The organism is Winogradskyella immobilis, assembly GCF_021887715.1.
Taxonomy (GTDB): domain Bacteria; phylum Bacteroidota; class Bacteroidia; order Flavobacteriales; family Flavobacteriaceae; genus Winogradskyella; species Winogradskyella immobilis.
In genome coordinates this window covers 42,674-67,202 of the sequence record NZ_JAIQXX010000015.1, presented here as the reverse complement: position 1 = coordinate 67,202, position 24,529 = coordinate 42,674, and the positions used below count along the sequence as shown (strand labels likewise).

General features: G+C 32.0%; 20 protein-coding genes. 14 read left to right on the top strand and 6 right to left on the bottom strand.

Annotated elements, in window-relative coordinates:
* Together K8Z87_RS10990 and K8Z87_RS10985 are read right to left on the bottom strand one after the other, a co-directional pair.
* The coding region (locus tag K8Z87_RS10990; RefSeq protein ID WP_227477611.1) for a VWA domain-containing protein at nt 1-2,150 on the bottom strand (2,150 nt) is incomplete at its 3' end.
* Nucleotides 2,151-2,172: 22 nt separating this feature from the next.
* Entirely contained in the window at nt 2,173-2,667 is a 495-nt protein-coding gene (locus tag K8Z87_RS10985) for a hypothetical protein (protein WP_227477610.1), read from the bottom strand.
* A 427-nt stretch (nt 2,668-3,094) separates the two neighbouring features.
* On the opposite strand from K8Z87_RS10985, the gene K8Z87_RS10980 reads away from it, so the two are divergent.
* Entirely contained in the window at nt 3,095-3,262 is a 168-nt protein-coding gene (locus K8Z87_RS10980; protein WP_227477613.1) for a hypothetical protein, read from the top strand.
* A 52-nt stretch (nt 3,263-3,314) separates the two neighbouring features.
* Here the strand turns inward: K8Z87_RS10980 and K8Z87_RS10975 are convergent, their stop codons facing one another.
* Nucleotides 3,315-4,166, bottom strand: coding sequence for a hypothetical protein (locus K8Z87_RS10975; protein WP_227477609.1), 852 nt, complete (start codon nt 4,164-4,166; stop codon nt 3,315-3,317).
* Nucleotides 4,167-4,478: 312 nt separating this feature from the next.
* Here K8Z87_RS10975 and aroC point away from each other — a divergent pair, with 312 nt between their 5' ends.
* The 7 genes from aroC to K8Z87_RS10940 all read left to right on the top strand — a co-directional run bounded on the left by aroC (nt 4,479) and on the right by K8Z87_RS10940 (nt 11,198).
* A complete protein-coding gene (gene aroC, locus K8Z87_RS10970; RefSeq protein WP_227477608.1) occupies nt 4,479-5,549 on the top strand; it encodes a chorismate synthase in 1,071 nt (356 codons plus the stop codon).
* Nucleotides 5,550-5,610: 61 nt separating this feature from the next.
* On the top strand, nt 5,611-6,933 hold the full coding sequence (locus tag K8Z87_RS10965) for a dicarboxylate/amino acid:cation symporter (protein WP_227477607.1): 1,323 nt from the start codon (nt 5,611-5,613) through the stop codon (nt 6,931-6,933).
* A 65-nt stretch (nt 6,934-6,998) separates the two neighbouring features.
* Nucleotides 6,999-8,036 (top strand): glutathione synthase, encoded by a 1,038-nt coding sequence (gene gshB / locus K8Z87_RS10960; RefSeq protein ID WP_227477606.1) that lies wholly within the window; start codon nt 6,999-7,001, stop codon nt 8,034-8,036.
* A gap of 15 nt (nt 8,037-8,051) precedes the next feature.
* Nucleotides 8,052-8,876 carry a sulfurtransferase gene (locus K8Z87_RS10955; RefSeq protein WP_227477605.1) on the top strand — a complete coding sequence of 275 codons (825 nt, stop codon included), beginning with the start codon at nt 8,052-8,054 and terminating at the stop codon, nt 8,874-8,876.
* A 2-nt stretch (nt 8,877-8,878) separates the two neighbouring features.
* Complete coding sequence (locus K8Z87_RS10950) at nt 8,879-9,208, top strand: hypothetical protein (RefSeq protein ID WP_227477604.1); 330 nt, start codon at nt 8,879-8,881, stop codon at nt 9,206-9,208.
* Nucleotides 9,208-10,038, top strand: coding sequence for an N-formylglutamate amidohydrolase (locus tag K8Z87_RS10945; protein WP_227477603.1), 831 nt, complete (start codon nt 9,208-9,210; stop codon nt 10,036-10,038). Before K8Z87_RS10950 ends, K8Z87_RS10945 begins: the two co-directional genes overlap by 1 nt.
* Complete coding sequence (locus tag K8Z87_RS10940) at nt 10,038-11,198, top strand: flavohemoglobin expression-modulating QEGLA motif protein (protein ID WP_227477602.1); 1,161 nt, start codon at nt 10,038-10,040, stop codon at nt 11,196-11,198. Before K8Z87_RS10945 ends, K8Z87_RS10940 begins: the two co-directional genes overlap by 1 nt.
* A 331-nt stretch (nt 11,199-11,529) precedes the next feature.
* On the opposite strand, the gene K8Z87_RS10935 is transcribed toward K8Z87_RS10940, so the two are convergent.
* Nucleotides 11,530-11,949, bottom strand: coding sequence for a thiol-disulfide oxidoreductase DCC family protein (locus K8Z87_RS10935; protein WP_227477601.1), 420 nt, complete (start codon nt 11,947-11,949; stop codon nt 11,530-11,532).
* A 24-nt stretch (nt 11,950-11,973) separates the two neighbouring features.
* Nucleotides 11,974-13,869: a tetratricopeptide repeat protein gene (locus tag K8Z87_RS10930; protein ID WP_227477600.1), complete on the bottom strand. Its 1,896-nt coding sequence runs from the start codon at nt 13,867-13,869 to the stop codon at nt 11,974-11,976.
* Nucleotides 13,870-14,252: 383 nt separating this feature from the next.
* Here K8Z87_RS10930 and K8Z87_RS10925 point away from each other — a divergent pair, with 383 nt between their 5' ends.
* Nucleotides 14,253-15,872 (top strand): hypothetical protein, encoded by a 1,620-nt coding sequence (locus K8Z87_RS10925; RefSeq protein WP_227477599.1) that lies wholly within the window; start codon nt 14,253-14,255, stop codon nt 15,870-15,872.
* 293 nt (nt 15,873-16,165) lie between these two features.
* Here K8Z87_RS10925 and K8Z87_RS10920 read toward each other — a convergent pair whose 3' ends face one another.
* Nucleotides 16,166-18,331 (bottom strand): endonuclease MutS2, encoded by a 2,166-nt coding sequence (locus K8Z87_RS10920; RefSeq protein ID WP_227477598.1) that lies wholly within the window; start codon nt 18,329-18,331, stop codon nt 16,166-16,168.
* Nucleotides 18,332-18,557: 226 nt separating this feature from the next.
* Between K8Z87_RS10920 and K8Z87_RS10915 the strand changes: the two genes are divergently transcribed.
* From K8Z87_RS10915 to K8Z87_RS10895, 5 genes are all read left to right on the top strand, one after another.
* Nucleotides 18,558-19,772: a dipeptidase gene (locus tag K8Z87_RS10915; protein WP_227477597.1), complete on the top strand. Its 1,215-nt coding sequence runs from the start codon at nt 18,558-18,560 to the stop codon at nt 19,770-19,772.
* Nucleotides 19,773-20,432 carry a hypothetical protein gene (locus tag K8Z87_RS10910; RefSeq protein ID WP_227477596.1) on the top strand — a complete coding sequence of 220 codons (660 nt, stop codon included), beginning with the start codon at nt 19,773-19,775 and terminating at the stop codon, nt 20,430-20,432.
* A 94-nt stretch (nt 20,433-20,526) separates the two neighbouring features.
* Nucleotides 20,527-21,966: a sodium:solute symporter family protein gene (locus K8Z87_RS10905; protein WP_227477595.1), complete on the top strand. Its 1,440-nt coding sequence runs from the start codon at nt 20,527-20,529 to the stop codon at nt 21,964-21,966.
* Nucleotides 21,963-22,664 (top strand): PA3715 family protein, encoded by a 702-nt coding sequence (locus K8Z87_RS10900; protein WP_227477594.1) that lies wholly within the window; start codon nt 21,963-21,965, stop codon nt 22,662-22,664. The genes K8Z87_RS10905 and K8Z87_RS10900 overlap by 4 nt, the downstream gene beginning before the upstream one ends.
* 7 nt (nt 22,665-22,671) lie before the next feature.
* Nucleotides 22,672-24,528 carry a S9 family peptidase gene (locus tag K8Z87_RS10895; RefSeq protein WP_227477593.1) on the top strand — a complete coding sequence of 619 codons (1,857 nt, stop codon included), beginning with the start codon at nt 22,672-22,674 and terminating at the stop codon, nt 24,526-24,528.
* The last annotated feature ends 1 nt before the right edge of the window (nt 24,529 follow it).

The window sequence follows — 24,529 nt, the reverse complement described above, 5'->3', positions numbered from 1 at the left end:
GTAGGATCACCAAGATTAACAGTAGCCTCACAATCACCAGTACCACCAGTAGAAGTTACATCAGTAATATCAGCAGGACAAGTTATTGTAGGATCAGTAGTATCACTTATATTAATAGTTTGAGTTGTTGTTGCAAAATTACCACAAGCATCTGTTACTGTAAAAACTCTTTCTACAGTTGTTATTGTAGCACTAGTTGAAGTTACAGTATCAATATATGTTATACTTGCTATTTCTACATCATCACTAGCATTATAATCACTATTAGATGCAAAAGTAGATTGTACATCACCAGATTGCGTTAATGATAATGGAAAAACACTATTATCAGCAGTAATATCATTTTCATCACAGCCTTCAATAGTTATAGTAGCTGGTACTGTAATTTCTGGATTTTCAGCATCATTAGATGTTACTACAGCTTGAGCAGCAGCAACAGAACAGCTTGAATTATCTGTTACAACGACTTCATAATTCCCTACTCCAATATTATTTATTGTTTGAGAATTAGCTGTGTTTACTATATTTTGAGGATTAAATGGATTACCATCTAATGTCCAAACATATGTAAAAGGAGGTGTTCCATTACTAACCGTGACAGTTATAGAAGCATCAATTAAATCTGGGCATGTTGCTGTTTCGATATCGATCTCAATAGTTGGATCGATAGGTATATTAATGATAACATTAGCGTTAACAGGCTCTAAAGTACATGCTCCATTATTACCAAATGCACCTGTATAACTTAACTCAGCTCTAAGTGTTCTATCAACATTACTTGCGTCAGGAAGAGTAAATGTTCCAGAAGAAGTATTAGCCGTACCAACAGAAACATCATTTACAAAGAACTCCCAAGCAAAACCATCAGTTGTAGGACCACAACTATCAGTACCTATAAAAGAGATTCCAGAATCAAATTCAATTTCATTAGAACAATCAACTCTGCTTATTATAGGATCAATTTCTGGGCAAGGAATACATATATCTGGATTAGCAAAGGTTTTTGTTTGTTCTTCGCAAAATGAATTTTCAAACCTCATAACACTTAAACCGCCGTTGGTTATTCCACAAGCAGCATTAGTGTCATCAGCGACTATAGTATAAGTAAGAGTCACTGTTTCTGCAAATATAGCTTCTATACTCCATTCGTTAACAATATCTCCATTAACTATACTACTAGTAACAGTTCCTCGAGAAGGAATAAAAGTATTAGGAACAAGATTAAAACCTACAGGGATTGTATCGGTAACAAGTGCCTCGCCAGGTAATTGACGAGCTACAGAAACTAATTGTCCTAAGATTTGAGCATATATATCATCTAGAATAGCATTATTGTCAGTTATAAATGCAGGTCCTGTGTTAGAAATTTCATTTAAAATAAATTCCGCTAAATCTGTTACAGGGCCATTTAAAGCACCTACTAATCCAATGCTAAAAATATTTTGATTAAAGTCTTCACCATCATCTTGTATGATTTCTAAGTCTTCAGCAGCATCTATTGCTCTTGTAATACAAGTTCCTGGATTATTAATTGAACCAACATTACAGTCGTTATTTTGAGGCACTCCATCTGTTAATAGTATAACACTACGAGAAGTTCTACAATCAAAAGTTCCATTTTCAACAAATTCTGCTCTTGACATATCCAATGCATCATCTGTATCAGTAAAACCATCAGTCATTCCTGAAATAATATTAATTTGATTTATTATGGCTTGTTGACTAGCGCTACCAGATAAAGGAAAATCTCTAGTTGCACTACCAGCATAAGAGACAAGACCTAATCGATTCTCATCATTAGGGTCATTATTAGCATCAAAAAATTCATTAACAAATTCTATAGCAGCTACTCTGGCAAATTCAATAGGTGGATCACCACCACCAGGTGGAATATTGTCCATACTACCAGATCTGTCAATTACTAAAATGACTTCTTGCGGCGCAACAGGTGGATTACCCTCTATACTTAAAGTAACATTAAACTGATTACATAAATCTGCAGGAGTTGCTGTTTTAGTAATAACAACTTCTGTATCTGGTGGATTTTGAGCATTAGAAAACCCAAAAGACAATAAAAATGTTAACCCCAATAAAATTTGAGTTAAACGATATTTATTGCTTTTTTTCTGAAATTGTAATGGATGTTTCATAAAATTTCGTTTATTTTTTTGACTAATCTTCATTCGGGTTAGGAACATAAACACTTAAAACTTGTGGTCTAGAAACAGTATTGCAAGCACTGGTTTTAGCATTTACTTCAATACATGTCCATGATTTTTGTTTAGTTTCATCAAGTAGCGTTAATTTTACCTTAAAGATTTGAGACTTGCCAGAATTAAGTTCAATGGTATTATTAGGTACGTTTAAAATGGTAACTCCTAATTTTGTGTTAGAATCACCAGTTTCACGTGGAATATATTTATTAGAACAGTCTTCATCTAAAAAATCTGTATATAGAGTGTAGGTTTGTGTGCTACTAGAAATATTTTTTATTTCCATATCAAAAACCATTTCATTATAGGGCATAGTTTTAGATGCCATGTTATTAGAGACTATGATTTCTGCATCACAGTTTGCAATAGCAGTACTATCTGTCATTACTGTTAAATTTGAATTGTCGTTCCCTAATAATGTAAGGGCAAATAAAAAGGTCATTAGATGTTTCATAATTTTATAATTATAAATAAATTTTATTATTTTTTTGTTTTAAATATTTGGCAATTAATTATTTACTATAAGTGTAAATAATTATAGTAATTTGTAATATTAAAAATACAATTAATAGAAATCCTATTAGAGGGAAGTTGGTTTCTAGTGAATCGATTTGGGATCATAATGTTAATAAATAGGTTAATAGCAGTACAAATGAAGTCATATCGTGTAGATAACTAAAATAAATCTTTCAACTTGCATAAATTTTCGATAAGAAACGTATATATGCATTTTGTCGGATTAATTAGCGTTTTAGAGGTGTTGTTAACACTTGTTTTTTGTTAAGAAATAAGATGTAAATTCTAGAGAGTATGCCTTATAGACCATCTGTAATTATGCCTAAATGATTAAATAAATAGTAGGTAAGTTTATTTATTAAATAATGATGTGTTTAAAGATCGGAGAGCAAACGTTATTCCCAGCAGTACGTAAAGCTTCAATAGGTACTATTATTTCTGCTAATGGCACGAGTTGTAGACACCAAATTAAAGATGGTACACACAAAGATGCATTGCACCCTATAACCGTTTTAAAGCAAGGACTTAAATAAAAAAGCATCAGAATGAATACTGATGCTTTTAAATATCTAAGATTTAATCAGATTAGTTCACTTGAAAACTATCTAATTCTTGTGTATTATCAACGCTTAAACTTGTAGGGAAATCTAAAGTAATATTTACAACTTGTAATAAATTTAAAAATGCTGGGTCTAAAGTATAAGATTGTGTAGCTTCAGATTGTATCAACCCAATATCTTCAGCAAAGAAACTAGTAATATTCAATACATCTTGAGCATTAACAACTGTAACAGTAGTAGAAGAACCAGCAATATCTATAGTTGCTGTAATCGTTATGTTTACATTAATTTCAGTTGAGATAATATCATTAAAAGTTTCACCATCTACATCTAAGGAATTTAAATTATTACGTCTAGTACTTGTAATAGAGTATATAGCATTGATTGGAATAATAGAACCATTTATATTTATTTCATCGGTAAGTACATCGTTAATTTCTGATAATTGTTGATTTATATTAGCATTAAGATCATATAAAACAAAATTAGAAAGATTTAAACTAGAGTTAGAAATAATCTCTAATTGTTCTGGTAAATTAATAGTACCATTAATTCCTAATGTGCTACCACTACGATTTAGTGTTCCAGAATTTAATATAGCATTCATTAACCCATTAGCAGAAGAGTTACCACTATTAACTTCAATAGTAAAAGGGTTGCCACTAGTATTTATTTCTACTAAATCTACACCAGTAGAATTTAAAGTGGCGTCATCTATACTTAAGTTTTCTACATTGTAAATCCATGTATTGTTTGCTACAGAAGGATAATAATTTCCTATAATCGGCTCATTTGGTGTGTTTCCATCATCATCACTGCTTGAGCAGGAAACAATTATAAATAGACTTAAAATAAAATAAAGGGCATTGGTTTTCATATTGATTTGATTTTTGCTGTAAAATTAAGTATTTCTGATAATTAGCATAACGAATTAACAGATATTAAAACAATAAAAATTAACAATTATTATATATCATTATCAGAATTTGGTTAGTCAACATTAATTATAGTAGTAAAGAAGCCTCTGATGATGTTACATTTATTAATAAAGGTTTTAACTTATTTATATACCAATATCAGAAAACATCATGCATTTTTAGTTGTAATTTATCTATACAAATTCATAAAATCAGATTTCTGTTTTTGTTTCTCTAAGATTAAAATTACATTAGCATAAAAATAGCATTGCATGGCAGGAAATTCCTTCGGAAAATTATTTAAGCTTACAACATTTGGAGAATCTCATGGCAAAGCTATTGGTGGTATAATTGATGGCTGTCCGGCTGGATTAAAACTTAATTTTGAAGCCATACAAAACGAGATGGAACGCCGTAAGCCTGGACAATCAAAAATTGTTACACAACGTAAGGAAGCAGATGCAGTAGAATTTTACTCTGGTATTTTTGAAGGAGAAACAACAGGAACACCAATTGGGTTTGTAATTCATAATACCAATCAAAAATCTAAAGATTACTCACACATTAAAGACGTGTATCGACCTAGTCATGCAGATTACACTTATGATAAAAAGTACGGAGTACGAGATTATAGAGGTGGAGGAAGAAGTTCTGCTCGCGAAACAGCATGCCGAGTTGTAGCAGGAGCTATAGCAAAACAGCTCTTAAAAGGTCTAAAAATTAATGCATTTACTTCTTCTGTCGGTGATATTTTTATAGACAAACCCTATCAAGAATTAGATTTTAATAAAATAGAATCTAATGCCATTCGTTGCCCCGATGAAACAAAAGCAGAAGAGATGATAGCTAAAGTTCAAGCTATAAAAAAAGAAGGTGATACCATTGGTGGTACCATTACATGTGTTATACAAAATGTACCAGCAGGATTAGGTGAACCCGTTTTTGATAAATTACATGCAGAACTTGGCAAAGCTATGCTTTCTATTAATGCTGTTAAAGGTTTTGAGTATGGAAGCGGTTTTTGTGGAGCAAAGATGAAAGGTAGTGATCATAACGATTTATTTAATACCGACGGTTCTACTAAGACAAATCTTTCAGGTGGAGTACAAGGTGGTATTAGTAATGGCATGGACATTTACTTTAGAGTAGCTTTTAAACCTGTAGCAACCGTATTACAAAAACAAAGTACAATTAATAACTCAGGTAAAACAGTAGAAATGCAAGGAAAAGGGAGGCACGATCCTTGTGTTGTTCCTAGAGCCGTGCCTATTGTTGAAGCTATGGCAGCATTAGTGATGGCAGATTATTTACTCTTGCGTAGGCAAGAATCTCGTGATTGGTAGAAAAATTAAATTTAATAATTATCTATAGAATATATAGATACTGAAACAAGTTCAGCATAATATGAAAAAACTCGCATTACATTGGAAAATATTAATAGGAATGGCTCTTGGAATCATTTTTGGTTTTATAATGAATTCAGTAGGAGGAAAAGACTTTGTGACGGATTGGATTAGTCCTTTCGGAACTATTTTTATAAATCTTCTAAAGCTAATTGCTGTACCATTAATCTTAGCCTCTTTAATAAAAGGAGTTTCAGAATTAGGACATATTTCAAAGATTAAAACTATGGGCTTACGTACTATTGGTATATATATCGGTACTACAGTTGTAGCAATTATTATAGGCTTAAGTATTGTCAATGTAGTAAAACCTGGTACAGGAATGTCTGAAGATACTATTGAAAAGATTAAGATGCAGTATGCTAATTCAGATGGTGTAAAAGACAAATTAATGAAAGCAGAAATGCAAACCGAAGCTGGTCCATTACAAGCATTGGTAGATATTTTTCCGAGCAATATTTTTAAAGCGTTAGGTGATGCTAGTATGCTTCAGGTAATATTCTTTGCGCTATTTGTAGGGATATGTTTATTACTTATTCCTCAGAAAAAGGCCGAACCACTCATTAAGTTCTTTGATTCTTTAAATGAGGTCGTTATGAAAATGGTAGACCTTATCATGATGTTTGCGCCTTATGCAGTATTTGCTTTATTAGCTAATGTTATTATTGCATTTGATGATACAGAAATATTATTAAAATTACTCCTTTATGCAGTATGTGTGGTAGCTGGTTTACTATTAATGATTGTCGTGTATTTGATTATAGTAAGTGTATATACCAAAAAGTCTCCATTTTGGTTTTTAAAACAAATAAGCCCAGCACAACTATTAGCGTTTTCTACTAGTAGTAGCGCAGCTACGTTACCTGTAACTATGGAACGTGTTGAAGAACATATAGGTGTAGACAAAGAAGTTTCTGGATTTGTATTACCTATAGGGGCTACCATAAATATGGATGGTACAAGTCTCTACCAAGCTATCGCGGCAGTATTTATTATGCAAGTGGTTTGGCCAGAAGGCTTAACATTTACTAACCAATTATTGATTGTAGCTACAGCTTTATTAGCTTCAATTGGTAGCGCTGCTGTGCCAAGTGCAGGTATGGTAATGCTTGTTATTGTATTAGAAGCTGTTGGTTTTCCAGCAGAGTTATTGCCAATAGGTCTTGCTTTAATATTTGCAGTCGATCGTCCTTTAGATATGTGCAGAACTACAGTTAATGTTACTGGAGATGCTACTGTATCTATGGTCGTAGCTAAGTCATTAGGTAAACTACACGATCCACAACCTAAAGAATGGGACGATAATTATGATGCTGTAAAATAAGTTTTAGATACTCGTTAAAAGTTATTACATTTAGTATCGTATAACACCAACCAAACCTTGAGCATATGAATGTTTGTTTTATAATGTATCCTTGGGAAGAGATTGATCCAGATAACGATACTAGCTTAGCATTAATAAAAGAATGTGTAAAACGTGGTCATGGAGTAGCAATGTGTACTCCAGCTAACTTGACTATACGAGATAGTGTGACTAATGCATTTTGTGCTGTAATTGGAAGGATGGAAAAAGTACCATCAACATTAAAAGCATTTTATAATAAAACAAAGCTAAGAGAAGAAATGTTACCTCTAGCAGGTTTTGACGCCATCTTTTTTAGAGCCAATCCACCTTTAGATCCTATAATGCTTAATTTCTTAGATTCGGTAAAGGATGATGTTTTTATTGTTAATTCTTTAGAAGGTATGCGAGAAGCTAACAATAAGTTATATACAGCTGCTTTTGGTGATGCACATAGCAATATCATACCAAATACACATGTGTCTAAAAACAAAAAATATTTAGTTCAGCAAATAAAAGAGTCTAAAGCAGATAAAATGATTCTAAAACCTTTGAATGGTTTTGGTGGCTCTGGTGTTATACTTATTGAAAAATCTGCAATGAGTAATATCAACTCATTATTAGATTTTTATATTTCTACTGGAGATGGAGAATCTAATTATGTCATTCTTCAAGATTATATAGAAGGTGCTGACCAAGGAGATGTACGTATTTTATTATTAAACGGAGAACCTGTTGGTGCCATGAAACGTGTACCAGGAACAGATGATCATCGTTCTAATGTTTCTGCAGGTGGTTCTGTACAGAAACATAATTTAACAAAAGCAGAAAAAGCATTATGTAAACAAATAGGACCAAAGCTAGTTAAAGATGGTCTTTATTTTGTAGGTATTGATGTTATTGGCGGAAAATTAGTGGAAGTCAATGTCATGTCTCCAGGTGGAATTACTTATATTAATAAAGTCTATAAAAACAAGTATAAAGTTGAAGAAAAGGTAATCGATTTTCTAGAGAGTAAAGTTATAGATCAATTGCAAGCCTTTGACCGTAGAACCAGATTACGAAAAACGGTTCAAGATGCATAATAAGACACATATGCTATGCTTAAAATAGAAAAACCGCTAGTCTCTGTAACTTGGCTTCAAACACATATAGAAGCACCTAATCTTATTATTTTAGACGCTACATTGCCAAAAGCTGGTTCTATTATTTCAGAAAATAAAGACCGATTTAAAATTCCAAAAGCTCGTTTTTTTGATATCAAAAACAAGTTTAGTGATACATCAGCTACTTTTCCTAATACATTACCGTCTCAAAATCAATTTCAGAAAGAAATACAGCAACTAGGTATTAATAATGATAGCGCTATTATTGTTTATGACGCACATGGTATCTATTCTAGCGCTAGAGCTTGGTGGTTATTTAAAACGTTTGGATTTAACAATGTTGCAGTTTTAGATGGTGGTTTACCCGAATGGCAAAACCAGAAAAATACTGTAGATGTATTTTCAACGGAGTCTTATAAATTAGGAAATTTTGAGGCTAATATGCCGTTAAAAACGATGACTGATTTTAAGGGTTTAAATACATATTTAAAATCGAATGAAGCTGTTATATTAGACGCACGTCCTCATAAACGTTTTACAGGAGAAGTTTCTGAACCTCGTAAAGGTTTGCGTAGTGGTACAATTCCGAAATCTATAAATGTACCATATAAAGATTTATTAATAGATAATAAATTTAAATCTACAGAATCATTACAATACATATTTAGCGCGATAGCACAAAAAGATGAAACTTTAGTCTTTAGTTGTGGTTCTGGAATTACAGCGTGTAATCTTGCATTAGGAGCTACATTATGTGGCTATAAAAATCTAGTAGTTTACGATGGTTCTTGGACAGAATACGGCAGTTTAACCACATAATTATGAAACAAACAGATTGGACTAAAGACGAGCTTGTAGCCTATATATTGTTATATGCTGCACACTCTGATTTTAAAGAAGATAATCATGAGCGTAATGTCATTATATCTAAAGTAGATATGCAAACTTTTCAAGATATTCATGATGAATTTGATTTAGATAATGATTACCAAAGCATTCAAAAAATAATGACAGCTTTAGAAGTTCACAACTATTCTAAAGAGGATATAGACTTGTTATTTATTGATATTAAAACTTTGTTTTTTTCTGATGGTGATTATAATATTGCTGAACAGAATGTGTTTTTATGTCTAAAAAAATTATTTAAATAATGGAACGTTTATCTATAGCTCAGATAATTTCAAAAATAAAAGCTGAAGAAACATTTCATGCGGTTACTGACGATTATAGTTTTACTTTAAAGATAGACAGATATGTGCCTTATGCGTGTGCTGCAATACATGATGGCCATCAATTTAGAAAATCGCTTTGGGATAATTGTTTGCATACCGAATACGAACGTTGGTATGAAGAAGATCCGGAAACTAAAAATATGATTAATTTACATCCTATTGTTATAGCAGGTTGTGATTCGCGTTTTGAATACGATCTTAACAGAGATCCTGAAAATGCAGTTTTTGAAACCGCTTGGGGTAAAGAATTGTGGAAAAATCGATTATCAGATTCTGAGAAAACAATGAGTCTTCAAAAACATTCTAATTTTTACAAAGTAGTTTATGCATTAATTTCTAAGTTAGAAGAAAAGTTTAATACATGCATCGTTTACGATATGCATAGTTACAATTGGCAGCGTTGGGATAGGGAAGTGCCGACTTGGAATTTAGGAACTTCAAATATAGACAACCAACGTTTTGGTAAAATTGTCGAAACTTGGCGAACGGCTTTAGCATCGATACAGCTTCCTCACAATATAAAACCTACGGCTAGGATTAACAATACATTTAAAGGCAATGGCTATTTTCTAAAATATATCACTAATAATTTTAATGATACTCTGGTTTTAGCGACAGAGATCGCTAAAGTGTATTGCGAAGAATACGAATACGTTATTTATCCAGAAGTTGTAGCAGCAGTAGAATCGCAATTACAAATACTTTTACCGCAACACGCAGACACATTTTATAAAACATTTAATAGCTAATGTCTACAATAAAAACAACAAAAGAATATAAAGGGTTATTTGATATTGATGCTAACTTAAACCGATTGGTATATAATATAGAATTACTCAACTACATCAACCCATTAAATAGTGCAGCTGAAAAGAAACAATTTTTTTCTTCAAAATGTAATTACGAACCACAGTTTAAATACCCTAAGCTAAAATTTAATGGTTATAAATTGCATCGTTTATTTTTTTCGCAACGTTTAGAACGTATTGAAGACGACGATATACGTCAACTATACGAAGATGTTATTTATGAATATTCTGGGCTTATAGAATGTATACAAACCATAGGTCAAGGTAGAAAGTTTTATTATAACAGTTTAAAGAGTTTTGGAACTCCAACAGAAAAAGATATTGAAAATGCTAAATTTATCTTACGATTTGAAGATTCTGAGTTTAATGAAGATTTAGTGCCATTGTATTCAGTAGATGAAGCCAAAGCGTATTTCGAGGATTTTTCTAAACGTTACAATTTTAATTACAATATTAAGATTAGTAAAAATATTGCTGCGGCTGCTATGGTGCTTAATAATACACAAACCTTGGTATTAAAAAAGAATCATACATTTAGTAAAAATCAATTGGTTGTTTTAGCTAATCACGAAATAGGAGTGCATCTGGTAACTACATTTAATGGTTTGTCTCAACCTTTAAAAATATTTTCAAATGGTTTGCCTAATAATGTTGAAACACAAGAAGGCTTGGCTGTGTATTCTGAGTTTATGAGTGGATCATTAACCATGCAACGCCTACACGAATTAGCTTTTAGAGTTATTGCTGCAGACAGTTTAAGCAAAGGACATTGTTTCTCTGACACGTTCGATTTATTGCATAATCAATATAAGCTCGACAGAGATAAGGCTTTTGGTATTACTTTACGTATTCATCGAGGTGGCGGTTTTACAAAAGACCATTTATATTTATCAGGATTACGAAATGTATACCAACATGCAAATAAAGGTAAAGATTTAGGTGCTCTATTAACAGGTAAAGTAACAATGGAATATCTGCCTGCTATTGAAAAATTACAAGATTTAGGCTTGGCAATTCCACCTATGCATTATACAGATTCGTACATGAGTAATGATAATAAAGATACTAATCTCGAATTTATTTTAAAGAGTTTGAAATAGAGCACTTCTCATTTAGCTCATCAGGTATTTGAATTTTGATAATCGAGTAAAAACCTCAAAGCCAAATTTCTCTGTCTATCATTATCACTGACACTTATAAAGTGATAGACTATTGCACTTTATAAGAATTTGAGTCGTTCCTAACTAACAGAAGCCAGGCTCAAACTAACATAATCTTGCTTTGAGGTTTAGAACTCAAGTTTAAAACCATCAACATAAACTTAATACCCAAGATACTACAAGTAGTATACTTATAAAAACGATAATGAGTGAATGCTATATAGTAACGAGTAAAATATATGTTTTAGTGAGTAAAACGTATTATTTAACATTAATCCAAAAACTTAGCTTTCAATTCTGGAGTGGGAATCATACAAGCATCTTTTTTACCATACCATTTGTAACGGTTTTTAGCAATATAATTATAAACCCAATTACGAATTGGAGTAGGAATTATAAAGAAGATAGCCAATAAATTCTGAGGAAATCCTAAATGTTTAGCAATATGTAATGCTGCTGAAGATTTTATTTTAATTCCATTAGCCTTTGAGTAAAGCAAAATAGAATCTACAGCTTTTGTATCTATATTATATGCTTTAATAATGGATTTACCAATTTCAGATTGTAACGGTGCAAATAAAAAACGATTTTTTTTATCGCGTTTAATAACAAAAAGCACACTACTATTACAAAGGTTGCAAACCCCATCAAATAATATTACTTGCTTGCCTTTGGGTATTTTATCAATCATAATAGCAAAGGTAAGCTTAAAGCTTTATAATGAATTTAAAAATTGAGTTAAATCCTGCGCTTTAGTTAGTTGTAACTTTTGTTTTAAGCGGTACTTTGATTTAAGAACACTATCTGGCAATACATTAAGCATTGAAGCTATTTCTTTGGTCGATAAATTCATTCGAAGAAAAGATGCCAATCGTATTTCTTTTTCTGAAATATCAGTAGTTATCGATTTTATTTTTTGATCAAAGTCATTATGCACTTGTGAGAAATACGATTTAAAAACTTCCCAATCCTTATCTTCAGCACTTTGTTTTTTAAGTAGTAAAACCAATCGCCTGAACTCTACCTTAAATAGTTCTGGGGACTTCTTAATTCTTTCTAGATTTTCCTTAAGTTCCTGTATGAAGGTGTTTTTTTGGACTAAGTGTAGGGTTTGAGATGCAAGTTCCTTCTTTTTAAAGGCAATTTCTTGTTTGTATATGGCCTCTTGCTTTTCGTTTTTTATTTTATTCTTTTTAATACGTTGTTTAAAGCCAAAATACAGAAGACCAGCAATGGTGATAAAGGAAAACATGCCTATTCCATATAGTGTTTTTGTAAGCTTATCGTTTTTTGCTTGAGTATTTAAAGTTTTTATTTCTTCTTCTTGTAATGCAATCTCAGCTTCTTTTTTTTCAGTTTCATAAATGGTTTTTAGCTCTTCTATTTGTTGAGATTTTTTTATGGAAAAGAGGCTGTCTTCAAGCTTTTGTGATGCTTTTAAATAAAAGATAGCTTCTTTGTTTTTATTTTGATTTTCTAAAACTTTTGAACGGTATTTATATAGCCTTTTTAAGTGTGGAATAGCTTCAATTGCTTTTGCTATTGTAATAGCTTTATCTAATAAGTTTAAAGCCTGATTAGGACTATTTTCATGATAATAAACTTTAGCTAAACTTTCATGAGCATTTACAATATTAATTTTAAGGTTTTCTGCTTCAGAAATTGTTTTAGACTCTATTAATACTTCTTTAGCCTTTGAAAATGCTTTTTTTTCTATATATAGTTCTCCTAAATTGTATAATGCAGAAGATATTGAAGATTTGTCATTAACTTCTTTAGCTAGGGAAATAGCATTTTTTTGACTCTCTAAAGCATTTTCATATTGATTTAACTTTTGGTATGACAGACCTATGGAATTATGCGCTGATGCTAAATATATTTTATCATCAAAATCTTGATAAATTTTTATAGATTTATTATAGTAGTTAATAGAAGATTCGTAATTTCCTAAAACATATTCTATATCCCCAATTTGTTTTAAAGCATCTGCTTTACGGGGTAAATCATTTATCTCACTAAATAAGGAAATAGCTTCCAACGAATGTTTTAAAGCTATATTATAATTACCTTTTTCTATATAAATATTTGATAATAAAACATATTGAGCACCAATAAATCTTTTCTTGTAGTTTACTTCGTTTTCACTAATATTAATGAGTTTTATATTTTCCTTGGTTGTTGAAATAGCTTTATCGAAATTACCATTAATATGTTCTATTGTAGATAAAGAGTGGTTTACAAATATTAAACCTCTAGTACTTTTTGTTTCTAGATAATAATTTTTAGCTATATTATAATAGTATAGAGCAGAATCATTTTCACTTCTATTACTATAATAATTACCAAGATGGAAGTTTCCTCTAGCGAGTCCTTCTTTGTAATCTATTTTTTTAGAAATATCTAACTCTTGTAGGGCATATTGTCTTGCTTCTTCAGGTTTAGAAAACATAAGTTCTTCATGAAGCTTAGTTAGTATAAAAATTTTTATGGAGTCATTTAGTTTTCTCTTAGAAAGTTCATGTTTTAAACTATCAATAAGTTTGGTGTTTTGAGCAGAATTTATATTAGCAATGAGTACTAAAATAAAAAAAAAGAAAACTGTTTTTTTCATAGCAATGTATGATTATTAGGTTTATGCTAATATAATTAATTAATTAGTAGTATTTCGAGACTTATGCAACTATACAAATGGCTTTGTCCATGCTATGTCTATAGAATCTTTAAGATTTTAGATTGAAAACGCAATTTAAAAATCTATTAATCAGCCACTTAAATTAATTTGTTATTATTGAAATTATGGGGTGTCCATAAGGCTATTGAAGATTCTGTCCATACTTTGTCCATATAAAAAATTAGATTTCAAGCGTATTCATAGCTAATTTTGGCATGTCTAATAAAGGCAAAAACAATTTTGTGGTGTCTTATTTTGGATAAGGCTGCAGACTTACCAATATAAGATCGCTACAAAAATTAAAACCACAAAATTTTATTATTATGAAAACTACAATTAAAACTTCACAGTATGTTATAATGTGCATTTTATTAATACCTTTTTTAAGATGTAGCAATGACGATAGTGATCCAGGACCTGGTGATGGAGAAATACAACAAATAAATGGAATCTCAGCTGAAGATCTCGATAATTATTTGGGAGATTTAGGTGTTCTAATAAATGCTAGAGATTTAAAGAAAAAAGGATACAATCCTACAAAAGTAAATGTAACAACCTCTGCTTCTCAAGGGGATTACGATCAACAAATTGATATTAATGAGTATACAAATATAGCTCAGTTATCAATAGCTGTAGAAGATTTAACAGAAGCTGCAGAAGAAGAATTACGAAATGGTGTAGATTTAAATATTGAAATTCTCGATGATACAAACTCAGTTATTAGTACCGAATCGTTTACAGTAGTATCGTTTGAAGAAAATGGAAACCAAGTAGATATAAATGCTACGCCCTTAGATTTTGTAACAGAAGATCTTAATTTTAAAGAAGGAATGCGTCATTATTTACAAATTGTAAATTCTGATGGATCTTATGGTAGTGCCATAGTAAATAAACCTGGGAGCGGTTCAACAGCAAATACACTTTTAAACATAAAGCAATCTTCATTTAATCCAGGAACTACTAGTGAACAATACTTTATTTATAAATTTCCTGATGAAGAAAACACCTTTACTATTTGGTCTGCTATTACAAACCGTTATTTAGCTACAGATTTATTTGATAAAACCTTTAGACAGTCTGGCTTCATATCTTATCCTACTGGAATTAGTGATAGAAGTTTAAATCCAATATATAAATTCAAAATAAAAAGAGCAGCTAATGGTTTATTCACTATAAGTGATATGGACGATAACCCAATGAGACGCGCTGGATCAAACTGGAGAACTAATGGTACAGGTCCCATTGAATATTTTAGAATCATTGCTTTAGATGTAGAATGGGAAACACAAGTATTAGACACAGAACACTTAGAGCCTATCTTTCCATCTGTCGATACATCTTTTGGATTTAATAGTACCTTACGAAACTGTGGTTCGGGGTCTTTAGAACAAGAAGTAGGGATACAGCGAGAAGTAACAACAACCTATACAACATCTCAATCTGAAACTATAGGATTAAGTGGTCGTGTTACTACTAGTGTTGATGTTTCAGTCAGTGCTACTGCGGAAGCTAGTTTTTTTGGTAACGGCGGTTCTGTTACAGGAGAAGTCTCGGCGGGGTTAGAAGTTTCTGTGGAAGCAAGTTCTACTAGTACTGTTGGTCTTGAGCAATCTAATAGTGAAACAAACACGTTTTTCTCTAATAGAACGGTTACTGTTCCTGCAGGAAGTGCATCTTTAATTTATGATGCGTATCAAACGTATTCGAATGTAAGAATTCCTTATGTGAAACGCTTAAGACTTAAAGGAGAACAAAATAATAATGGCAGTGGGTCTCTATCTGGTCAGGAAATAGCTACCCAACTTAGAGTTACTAATTTCTCTGGGGTAATTACTAGTATTGGATCAGATTTTGTTGAAATTAATATACGAGGTAATATGTTTTTAGATAATATAGTAGATACACTTACCGAAGTTCAAGATGTTGAAGCGAATTGTAACTAAATAATTATTGTTAACAATTTTCTAAAAGCGATAGTCTTAGTCTTGACTGTCGCTTTTTATATACTATTAATTATCAATTTAAGTCTTCTAATATCCTAAAGAGATTCAAATCATCACCTCATAGGAAGCGGCTAATGTATTAGAAGCTGTGTTCTGGCATGCAACGATGGAATTAATGATTTTAAAAATAATAACAAACATAATAGTATGAAGATGCTAAATAAAACTTACGCCATACAAATGGAAATAGTGTTAATAGCTGGCTATTGAAAACACTAACAGGCAGTACATTCTTATTTTTTAGCATCAACCAATTCTAGTAAATCTACATTGACATTAGTCGTAAAAATGCCATAATTTACAATAGCCTTTCCTTTTTCTATAGAATCTATACTGCCAACAGCTCTGCCATCATGCATGCGTACACGATCTCCAACTTTTAAAACTGGTTTAGGTTTCTCTACAGGTTTAGCTTTTTGTTTCGCTGCTTTTTTCTTTTTTCGAATAACATCGACTTTTTTCTCAGCTTCCTGTTTAACTTGGCGTTCTTTGGCTTTTTCTGATTTACGTTGTTTTAAAGATACTTTTTTACGTTTAGAGTTTTCTATTTGTACCAAACGAAATAACTCAGCCATTAACTCTCGCTTTTTGTTATTGTTCTGAAACTTTTCAGCCAGATCATTAACTTTTTGCCCTAAATAAATTAAACGCTGATTACTATCATACAACTCTTGATAGTTTTCTAATTTTTTTTGCACTTTAGAATTAATATCTTCTAAGCGTTCTGCTTCAGTAAGTTTTTTCTTTTCATTTTCTTTTAAAGAACGTTCGGTACGTTCTAATTTGCTACGTTCTTTTTGAAGTTTAGCAATTGTGGCATCAAACCGTACTTTACCACGCTCAATCTTCTTTTTCGATTTGTTAATCAGCCGATACGGAATACCATTTTTCTGTGCAACTTCAAAAGTAAATGAGCTACCAGCTTGCCCTAAAACAAGCTTGTACATAGGCTCTAAACTGCGTTCGTTAAATAGCATATTTGCATTTTGCATATGCGGAAGCTCATTGGCTAATAACTTTAAGTTAGAATAATGCGTAGTAATAATACCAAAGGCTTCTCGTTCATAAAACACTTCTAAAAAGGTTTCTGCTAATGCACCACCAAGTTCAGGATCACTACCAGTACCAAATTCGTCAATTAAAAACAAAGTCTGTTTATTACACTTCTTTAAGAAGTAATTCATCTGTTTTAATCGGTAACTATAAGTGCTTAAATGATTTTCTATAGATTGATTGTCACCAATATCACTTAATATACGATTGAAGACACAAACCGTACTACGCTCATGAACAGGAATTAGCAAACCACTCTGAATCATAATTTGAAGTAAACCTACTGTTTTTAATGTAATACTTTTTCCGCCTGCATTAGGTCCAGAAATAACAATAATTCTATTGTTTTCTCCTAAACGAATGGTTTGCGGAAATGTCGTTTCTCCGCTTTCAAGATTGTTTAAATAGAGAAGTGGGTGATAGGCATCTCGTAATTCCATTTTACGATCTGAAGAAATCTCAGGCAAAATAGCATGCATGCTATTTGCGTATTTTGCTTTTGCCGAAATAACATCAAGCTTAGTTAAAAACTCTTGATATTGCAGAAGTAAAGGAATAAACAAACGTATATAATCTGTCAGTTCTTTTAAAATTTTAATGACTTCTTCCTTTTCCTCGTATTCTAAATTATTTAATTCTCTTGAATGCTGTAATGTCGTTTCGGGTTCTATATAAACAATACTGCCTGTTTTACTGCTCCCCATAATAGCACCTTTAACTTTACGGCGATACATAGATTTTACAGCTAATACACGCTTATTTTCAACAACAGACTCTCTAATATCATCTAAATACTCTAAAGCATGATATCGGTTTAAAGCAGAACTAAAACTGCTATTAATCTTTCCTTTTAAATTGTTTATAGATTTACGCAGTTCTAATAATTGGGGAGATGCATTATCTTTTATGTCGCCAAATCGATCGACAACTTTATCTACTTCAGCGATAATAGAAGTGTTAAGTTCTATAGGTTGAGCCAATTCATTAAGATTGTTGTAGTAAATTTTAAACTTCTCTAAAAATTTTAGTAATGCATTTACAGTTAAAGATAAACTTACAATTTTTTGAAGCCCACTAACTTCTATATACGTATTCTCAATGTTTAAGAGTTGAAGTTCTTTTGTAATGGCATCAAACCCATGATTAGGAATACGGTTTTCATTATCAAAAGATGATAAATACTCGTTAGTATATTGAAGTTCAATTTTAAGGGTTTCAATTTCAGAATAAGGTAAAATAGATAAGGTTGCAGTTTTACCAAGATTAGTAATGCAATACGCACTAACTTGTTCTAAAACTGTAGAGAATTCTAAATCTTGTAATGTTTTTTTATGAATATTTATCATAACTATTCTCGCACAGGCGAGAATCTACTGTTAAATCTATCAAGGTAATAGCAAGCTATTTTTTGCTACCCAAAAGTGGCTAAAGCAAATTAATGATATCGTTATATATTTTATTTTAAATCAATTTTAATTCACGCAAATTTAAACTAATTAGACTTTAACTTAAAATGCATTTTTTGTATTACATAATTTGCTAATTTAGAAGCTGAATTTCTAAACTAACACAATGGGTTCTAATAAAAATTACAAGGGGTATAAGTCATTTCAGTACCTAGAAAAAGATATCGATTACAAACATTTTGAACAAGCAAAACAAGTAAACAGAGTGTCTTCTACTAAAGTGCCTTTAAATGAAGCGCAAGAACAACGAGTTGCTAAAATTTTAAAAGAAGAGATAATTATTAGCGTTCATGAACATTTAGGTACTTTTCCTAAAGATATTATGCAGACACCAGCGTATATAAAAGAAGGCAGAATGTTTACAGGGTTTGAAGGCTTGGCAGCAGGTCATTGGGATTGTGTATTCGATAACTTAATGAATGGCGTGTGTCAAATTCATTCTAAAGGTGGTTGGAAGTGGAGCGAAGTCACTCACGATTTAGGTATGCGACTTTGTGATATTGCGCATCAAGATTTTGTAATTCACTGTAAAACAGTAGATGATATTTATAGAGCACATAAAGAAGGAAAAGTAGCTTGGGTAGCTGTTATGGAAGGCTCTATGATGATTGAGAACGAGCTCGATCGTTTAGATTTATTATATGGCTTTGGTTTACGGTCTATAGGAATCACATATAGCGAATCTAACGCATTAGGTTCTGGTTTAAAAGAAATTAGAGATGGCGGATTAACTCAATTTGGTAAACGTGCTGTTGAACGAATGAATAAAGTAGGCTTATTGATTGATGTGTCTCATTGTGGAGATCAAACCGCTTTAGATACGATTGCACATAGTAAAAAACCAATTATAGTAAGTCATATTGGAGCAAAAGCACTTTGGAATACTAATCGTATGGCGCCAGATGATGTTTTTAAAGCCTGTGCGGATAAAGGTGGAGTGATAGGTATTGAAGCAGCACCACATACTACATTAACACCAAACAATAGGATACATAATTTAGATGCTGTAATGGAACATTTTGAGTATGTAAAAGACCTAGTCGGTATCGATCATGTTACATTAGGTCCAGACACATTGTATGGCGACCACGTAGGTTTGCATAGAGCTTATACAGCAGCATTATCTTTAAAGGCATCTAAGAGTATTGGAAAACCAGGTATGGAATACGAACCTGTAGAGTTTGTTGATGGTTTAGAAAACCCAACAGAAGGTTCTTATAATATTGTACGTTGGCTAGTTAAGCACGATTATACCGATGAACAAATTGCGAAAATAATGGGGAAAAACACATTGAGACTTTTAAAAGACGTTTGGGTATAAATGAGAAGTGCTCTATTTTATTTCCTCTTTTTTCTAACGAGTAGTATTATAGCTCAAAGTCAATTGACTAGTGCTTCTGCTAAAGTAGATATGTCTACTGAGGTTATTAGTGTAACTGAGACATTAAACTTTAAGCTGCCAGATTCTATTCATAATATTACGCTTAAGGCTTTAAAGTTTCAAAAAATAGCAATAGAGATTATAGAAGTTATTTCCGAAGATAAAAATTTAGATTTTCAAATCATTCCAGATAAAGGATTACATCAAATAAGAATTACATCTAAAGAACAGATAAAGAGTATAAACCTTAATTACAAAGTAGATGTAAAGAATAATAATATTCAAATACCGCTATTTTTCACAGATTTATCTGCGGCAACTTCTGAAAACGATTTTTTTATAGCTGAAATAAAAACGAATAGTAATGATTATTTAAATGTATTGTTTCCTAATGTAGACTTAAATGAGAGTATGGAGAATGAATTGAAAATACTACGTTTAGAAATACCAGCATTACCATCAGTGTTACGCTTAGAACGATTATCAACAAAAGAAAAAGGATTCACATTCTTAAGTATAATTGATGGACTTGTAGCACTCATTTTTGTTGTGATAGGAATTTTAATTTGGAGGAATAGAAAACGTTTAATCTATGGATAGATTTATTTTTTGGGGCTTATTTGCTGTACTTGGAGCTATTGTAATAGGATATGTTTTATGGATGTATTGGGTAGAACGAAAACATAAGTAGGTAATGATAGATCTTCAATATATTATTTTTATAGGTTATTTTTTATTGGTATTCCTTATTGGTTACCTCAGTATGAAATGGACCAAATCTGAAGAAGATTATTGGATTGCAGGTAGTAAATTAGGTTGGGGCATAGGTGGTGCCACAATGGCGGCAACACATACTAGTGCAGGAACTTTTATAGGTACCATAGGAGTCATTTATTCCGTAGGTTGGTCTTTTGGCTGGGTTCTAATAACCATACCTTTAGCCTATTGGTTTATGGTTGCCGTATTAGCGCCACGATTTACAGCAGTTAAAGAATTAACCTTGCCTGCATTTTTACAACGACGTTATCAAAGTAAATCAGCAAGAGGAGTCGGAGGTGTTATTATACTTATTGCAACGGTAGTATACATTCAGGCACAAATTGTTGCCGGCGGATTAGTAGCTAACGTTGTCTTTGGTATTGAACCATTAACAGGTATGATAATTTTCACCATCATTTTATTAATATATACTTTAGTTGGTGGTATGTTAGCTGTAGTGTATACAGATTTTTTACAGATGATTATTATGGTGGTTGGTACAGTAGTTTCGGTACCATTAGCTTTAATTCATTTTGAAGGCTTATCCGATTTAATACAAAAAGTAGAATTTATAAAACCATTGACGTTTAGTTGGGATGGTTTTCCAACAGTACTATTAATCACATTAAGTTTAGCATTTTTTTTAGGCTCTGTAGCCACACCAGAAAAAGTCATTCGCCTGTATGCTATGAAAAATATGAAAACCATAAGACGTGGTATTTTATTAGCTGTCGTTGTTGTTACAGGAATTAATCTTTTAGTATTTATTCTAGCCTTAGCAGCAATGGTTTTATTTCCTAATTTACCTACTGGAGATTTAGCAATGCCAATTATTGCTAAAGCTGTATTGCCAACATTTGTAGGTACTATTATGTTAGCAGCAATTACATCAGCGATGATGTCTACTGTAGATTCTTTATTATTAGTTGCGGGCTCAGCGTTGTCTGAAGATATTTACCAAAATATGATTAACAAAAAAGCATCACAAAAAAAACGATTACAAGTGGCACGTATCGGTATTTTAATTGTTGGTATTGTACCCTTAATCTCTATTATTAGTGGTTTTGCTGAAGGAGAGCTTATTCAATTTATAGTCATATTATTTACAGCAATTATGGCTGCTGGTTTCTTTACGCCAGTTGTTGGTGGCGTTTTATGGAAACGAGCTACTAAACAAGGAGCAATAGCATCAATGGTTGGAGGAGTTGTAACTACTGGATTATGGAAAGCTTTTGGAGATCCATTAGTTTATCCTGTTTTACCAGGATTTATAGTAAGTGTATTGTGTTATATATTATTTAGTTTAGCTACCAAAGCACCACCAGAAAGCGCTTGGAAACCCTATTTTGAAAAGAAAAATTTAAAAACTAAATGAAAGAAATTGCCTATTTATTATTTTCTTTTGTTAGTTTAATTTCATTTTCACAAGAAAATTCAATTAACATATTGGATAAATTGTTAGTTGATTTATCAATTAATAAAGATAGTTGTCGAGTCGATCTTATTACTACTAAGCCTATTTCAGAATCAGAAATTGTTTTTATTATACCTGAAATAGAAGAGAAAGGAGAAGAATATCAATTTTTGAATGGATATATCTTGATTGTTGATAAAAAATCAGGTGCTATTGTATCAAGATTTTATGAAAAGAAATTATGGGTTAGTGATGCTGTAAAACTTTATAAAATAGAAATCAAATACCAACCTTATAAAATATCTGATAGATATGAGACCATAGGAATTTTAAATACTTATTATGGTAGTAGTAGAATTAATCCTTATGAATCAATTGAGCTTTCGCTATTTTATAGAAAAAATGACGAATTGATACCGGTTTTAAAAGATTTCTCTATCTATAGAATTACCGGTGAAACAAACGGTTTGGATAATGAGGTTTTTGAAACACACAAAAAGACTATTTATACTGATAAAAAATCTGAAATTGGTTTCTATAATTTAAGAATAGTTGATTCAATTATAAAAATGAAATCTAACGAAGAAAATCAAAGAATAACGGATAAATCAAATAAAATTCAAGTGTTAGAATTTAAAACAGGAATTTATCAACAATAAAAACGCTATGCTAAAATTCATTAAATTAATTTCATGTATGCTCATTTTTGTAGCTACAGTAACTGCACAAAACAAAATGCCCTTAACTTGGGAGAATATATTCACTAAAAATTATGGTGCTAGACAAGCTGTATTATCCCCAGATGGAAGTATGATTGCTATTGTAGCACGTACAGCAACACAATCAGGTATATTTTTAAAGAAAATTGATAGTGATGAACAACCACGATTTTGGGCAGCTGGTGGATCACCGTCTTGGTTTGCAGATGGTAGTAAAATTGTATTTTCTAGAGGTGGCGATTTATGGTCGATTAATGTTGATGAAACAGAAGCTAAACGCATTACCAATGACAGGTATGATGAGCGCTCTGCTCGTGTATCACCAGATGGAAAAAATATTGCGTTTTATAGTGGTCGTTCAGGGTTTCAAGATATTTGGGTTGTGCCATCAGATGGTTCGTCAGAAGCAAAACGAGTAACAATTGATGCTATGGAACTTGATGATTTTAGGTTTTTTCCATCGTGGTCACCAGACAGCAAACAAATTGCTTACTATTCCTTTAAAAGTAATTATTGGGAAGACGATATTTGGGTAGTAGATATTGAGTCTGGTAAAGAAAGACAAGTCTCTAAAAATTTAATGGCAATGTCTACACCAGTATGGTCACCAGATGGAAAAACAATTGCATTATTTGCTAATGATAAGAAAGAATATTGGTATGAAGATTTACAGTATATCTATTTAATAGACCCTGTAAAAGGAAAGGATAGAAAATTGGAAATGCAAGTTCACGCCACAGATTTACTATTTAATCATACTGTAACTTGGTCTGGCGATGGAGGCGAGTTATTCTTCCCATATCAAGAACGTTCAGAAGTTGAATTATGGAGAGTGCCTTCAAATGGAGGAGTAGCTACTCGTGTTACCAATATGCGAGGCGTATTTCGTAATTATAGCGCTAACGCAGATGCTACTGCTTTTACATTTGTACGTAGCACCTCTACACGAGGTAATGATGTAGATTATATGTCTGCTGTTGGCGGATCGTCAAAGCGTATGTCGCATTTTGCAACAGAATGGGAAGGCGTAAAGCCAGTAGAAGAAATAAGTTATCGCAGTTGGGATGGGTTATATATACAGGGTTTTGTGTATTATCCACCAAATTTTGACCCTTCAAAAACATATCCATCTTTAGTACACGTCCACGGTGGCGGAACAAACACCTATTATAAAAGTTTAAGCTTAACCGAGCAATATATGGCGCAACAAGGTTATGTGGTTATCGCTGTAAACTATCGTGGAGGTTCTGGTTTTGGTCGCCCATTTCAGAATTTAAGTATTAACGATTGGGGTAATGGTCAAGCCAAAGATGCAGCCTCTGCTTCAGATTTTATTAGAGCACAATCATGGTCTAATGGTAAAGTAGGGATATATGGGTATAGTTACGGAGGTATTACTTCTATGGCAGCAATAACAAGAGTACCTGATGCCTTTGATGCTGCGGTTCCTATGGCTGGGATTTACGATTTTGGAGATGCGTATACAAATGCCGATCGTATAGGTAAAATATTTACCAAAACAGGTCATAGTGGTTCACCTGATGAAAAACCAGAAATTTATGCAGTGAGTAATGCATTATCTCGTGTAGATCAAGTAAAAACACCATTGTTGATTATGCATGGAGAAGCTGATGTGCGTGCACCATTCAGACAATACGAACTGGCTGTTAAGATCTTAAAAGATAAAAATAAAGTGTTTGAAAGCAAATCGTATCCCAACGAACCTCATGGATTCAGAAACCCTCAAAATCGTGTAGATATGTATACTCGATTAGAAAATTGGTTTGCAAAGTGGTTGAAATAAT

Excerpts from the sequence above, each read along its gene's own strand:
- K8Z87_RS10950 (WP_227477604.1), top strand. The coding sequence starts at position 8,879 with ATGAAACAAACAGATTGGACTAAAGACGAGCTTGTAGCCTATATATTG.
- gshB (WP_227477606.1), top strand. The coding sequence starts at position 6,999 with ATGAATGTTTGTTTTATAATGTATCCTTGGGAAGAGATTGATCCAGAT.
- K8Z87_RS10935 (WP_227477601.1), bottom strand. The coding sequence starts at position 11,949 with ATGATTGATAAAATACCCAAAGGCAAGCAAGTAATATTATTTGATGGG.
- K8Z87_RS10955 (WP_227477605.1), top strand. The coding sequence starts at position 8,052 with ATGCTTAAAATAGAAAAACCGCTAGTCTCTGTAACTTGGCTTCAAACA.
- K8Z87_RS10930 (WP_227477600.1), bottom strand. The coding sequence starts at position 13,869 with ATGAAAAAAACAGTTTTCTTTTTTTTTATTTTAGTACTCATTGCTAAT.
- K8Z87_RS10905 (WP_227477595.1), top strand. The coding sequence starts at position 20,527 with ATGATAGATCTTCAATATATTATTTTTATAGGTTATTTTTTATTGGTA.
- K8Z87_RS10985 (WP_227477610.1), bottom strand. The coding sequence starts at position 2,667 with ATGAAACATCTAATGACCTTTTTATTTGCCCTTACATTATTAGGGAAC.
- K8Z87_RS10940 (WP_227477602.1), top strand. The coding sequence starts at position 10,038 with ATGTCTACAATAAAAACAACAAAAGAATATAAAGGGTTATTTGATATT.
- K8Z87_RS10900 (WP_227477594.1), top strand. The coding sequence starts at position 21,963 with ATGAAAGAAATTGCCTATTTATTATTTTCTTTTGTTAGTTTAATTTCA.
- K8Z87_RS10945 (WP_227477603.1), top strand. The coding sequence starts at position 9,208 with ATGGAACGTTTATCTATAGCTCAGATAATTTCAAAAATAAAAGCTGAA.
- K8Z87_RS10895 (WP_227477593.1), top strand. The coding sequence starts at position 22,672 with ATGCTAAAATTCATTAAATTAATTTCATGTATGCTCATTTTTGTAGCT.
- K8Z87_RS10965 (WP_227477607.1), top strand. The coding sequence starts at position 5,611 with ATGAAAAAACTCGCATTACATTGGAAAATATTAATAGGAATGGCTCTT.
- aroC (WP_227477608.1), top strand. The coding sequence starts at position 4,479 with ATGGCAGGAAATTCCTTCGGAAAATTATTTAAGCTTACAACATTTGGA.
- K8Z87_RS10975 (WP_227477609.1), bottom strand. The coding sequence starts at position 4,166 with ATGAAAACCAATGCCCTTTATTTTATTTTAAGTCTATTTATAATTGTT.
- K8Z87_RS10920 (WP_227477598.1), bottom strand. The coding sequence starts at position 18,331 with ATGATAAATATTCATAAAAAAACATTACAAGATTTAGAATTCTCTACA.
- K8Z87_RS10980 (WP_227477613.1), top strand. The coding sequence starts at position 3,095 with ATGATGTGTTTAAAGATCGGAGAGCAAACGTTATTCCCAGCAGTACGT.
- K8Z87_RS10925 (WP_227477599.1), top strand. The coding sequence starts at position 14,253 with ATGAAAACTACAATTAAAACTTCACAGTATGTTATAATGTGCATTTTA.
- K8Z87_RS10915 (WP_227477597.1), top strand. The coding sequence starts at position 18,558 with ATGGGTTCTAATAAAAATTACAAGGGGTATAAGTCATTTCAGTACCTA.
- K8Z87_RS10910 (WP_227477596.1), top strand. The coding sequence starts at position 19,773 with ATGAGAAGTGCTCTATTTTATTTCCTCTTTTTTCTAACGAGTAGTATT.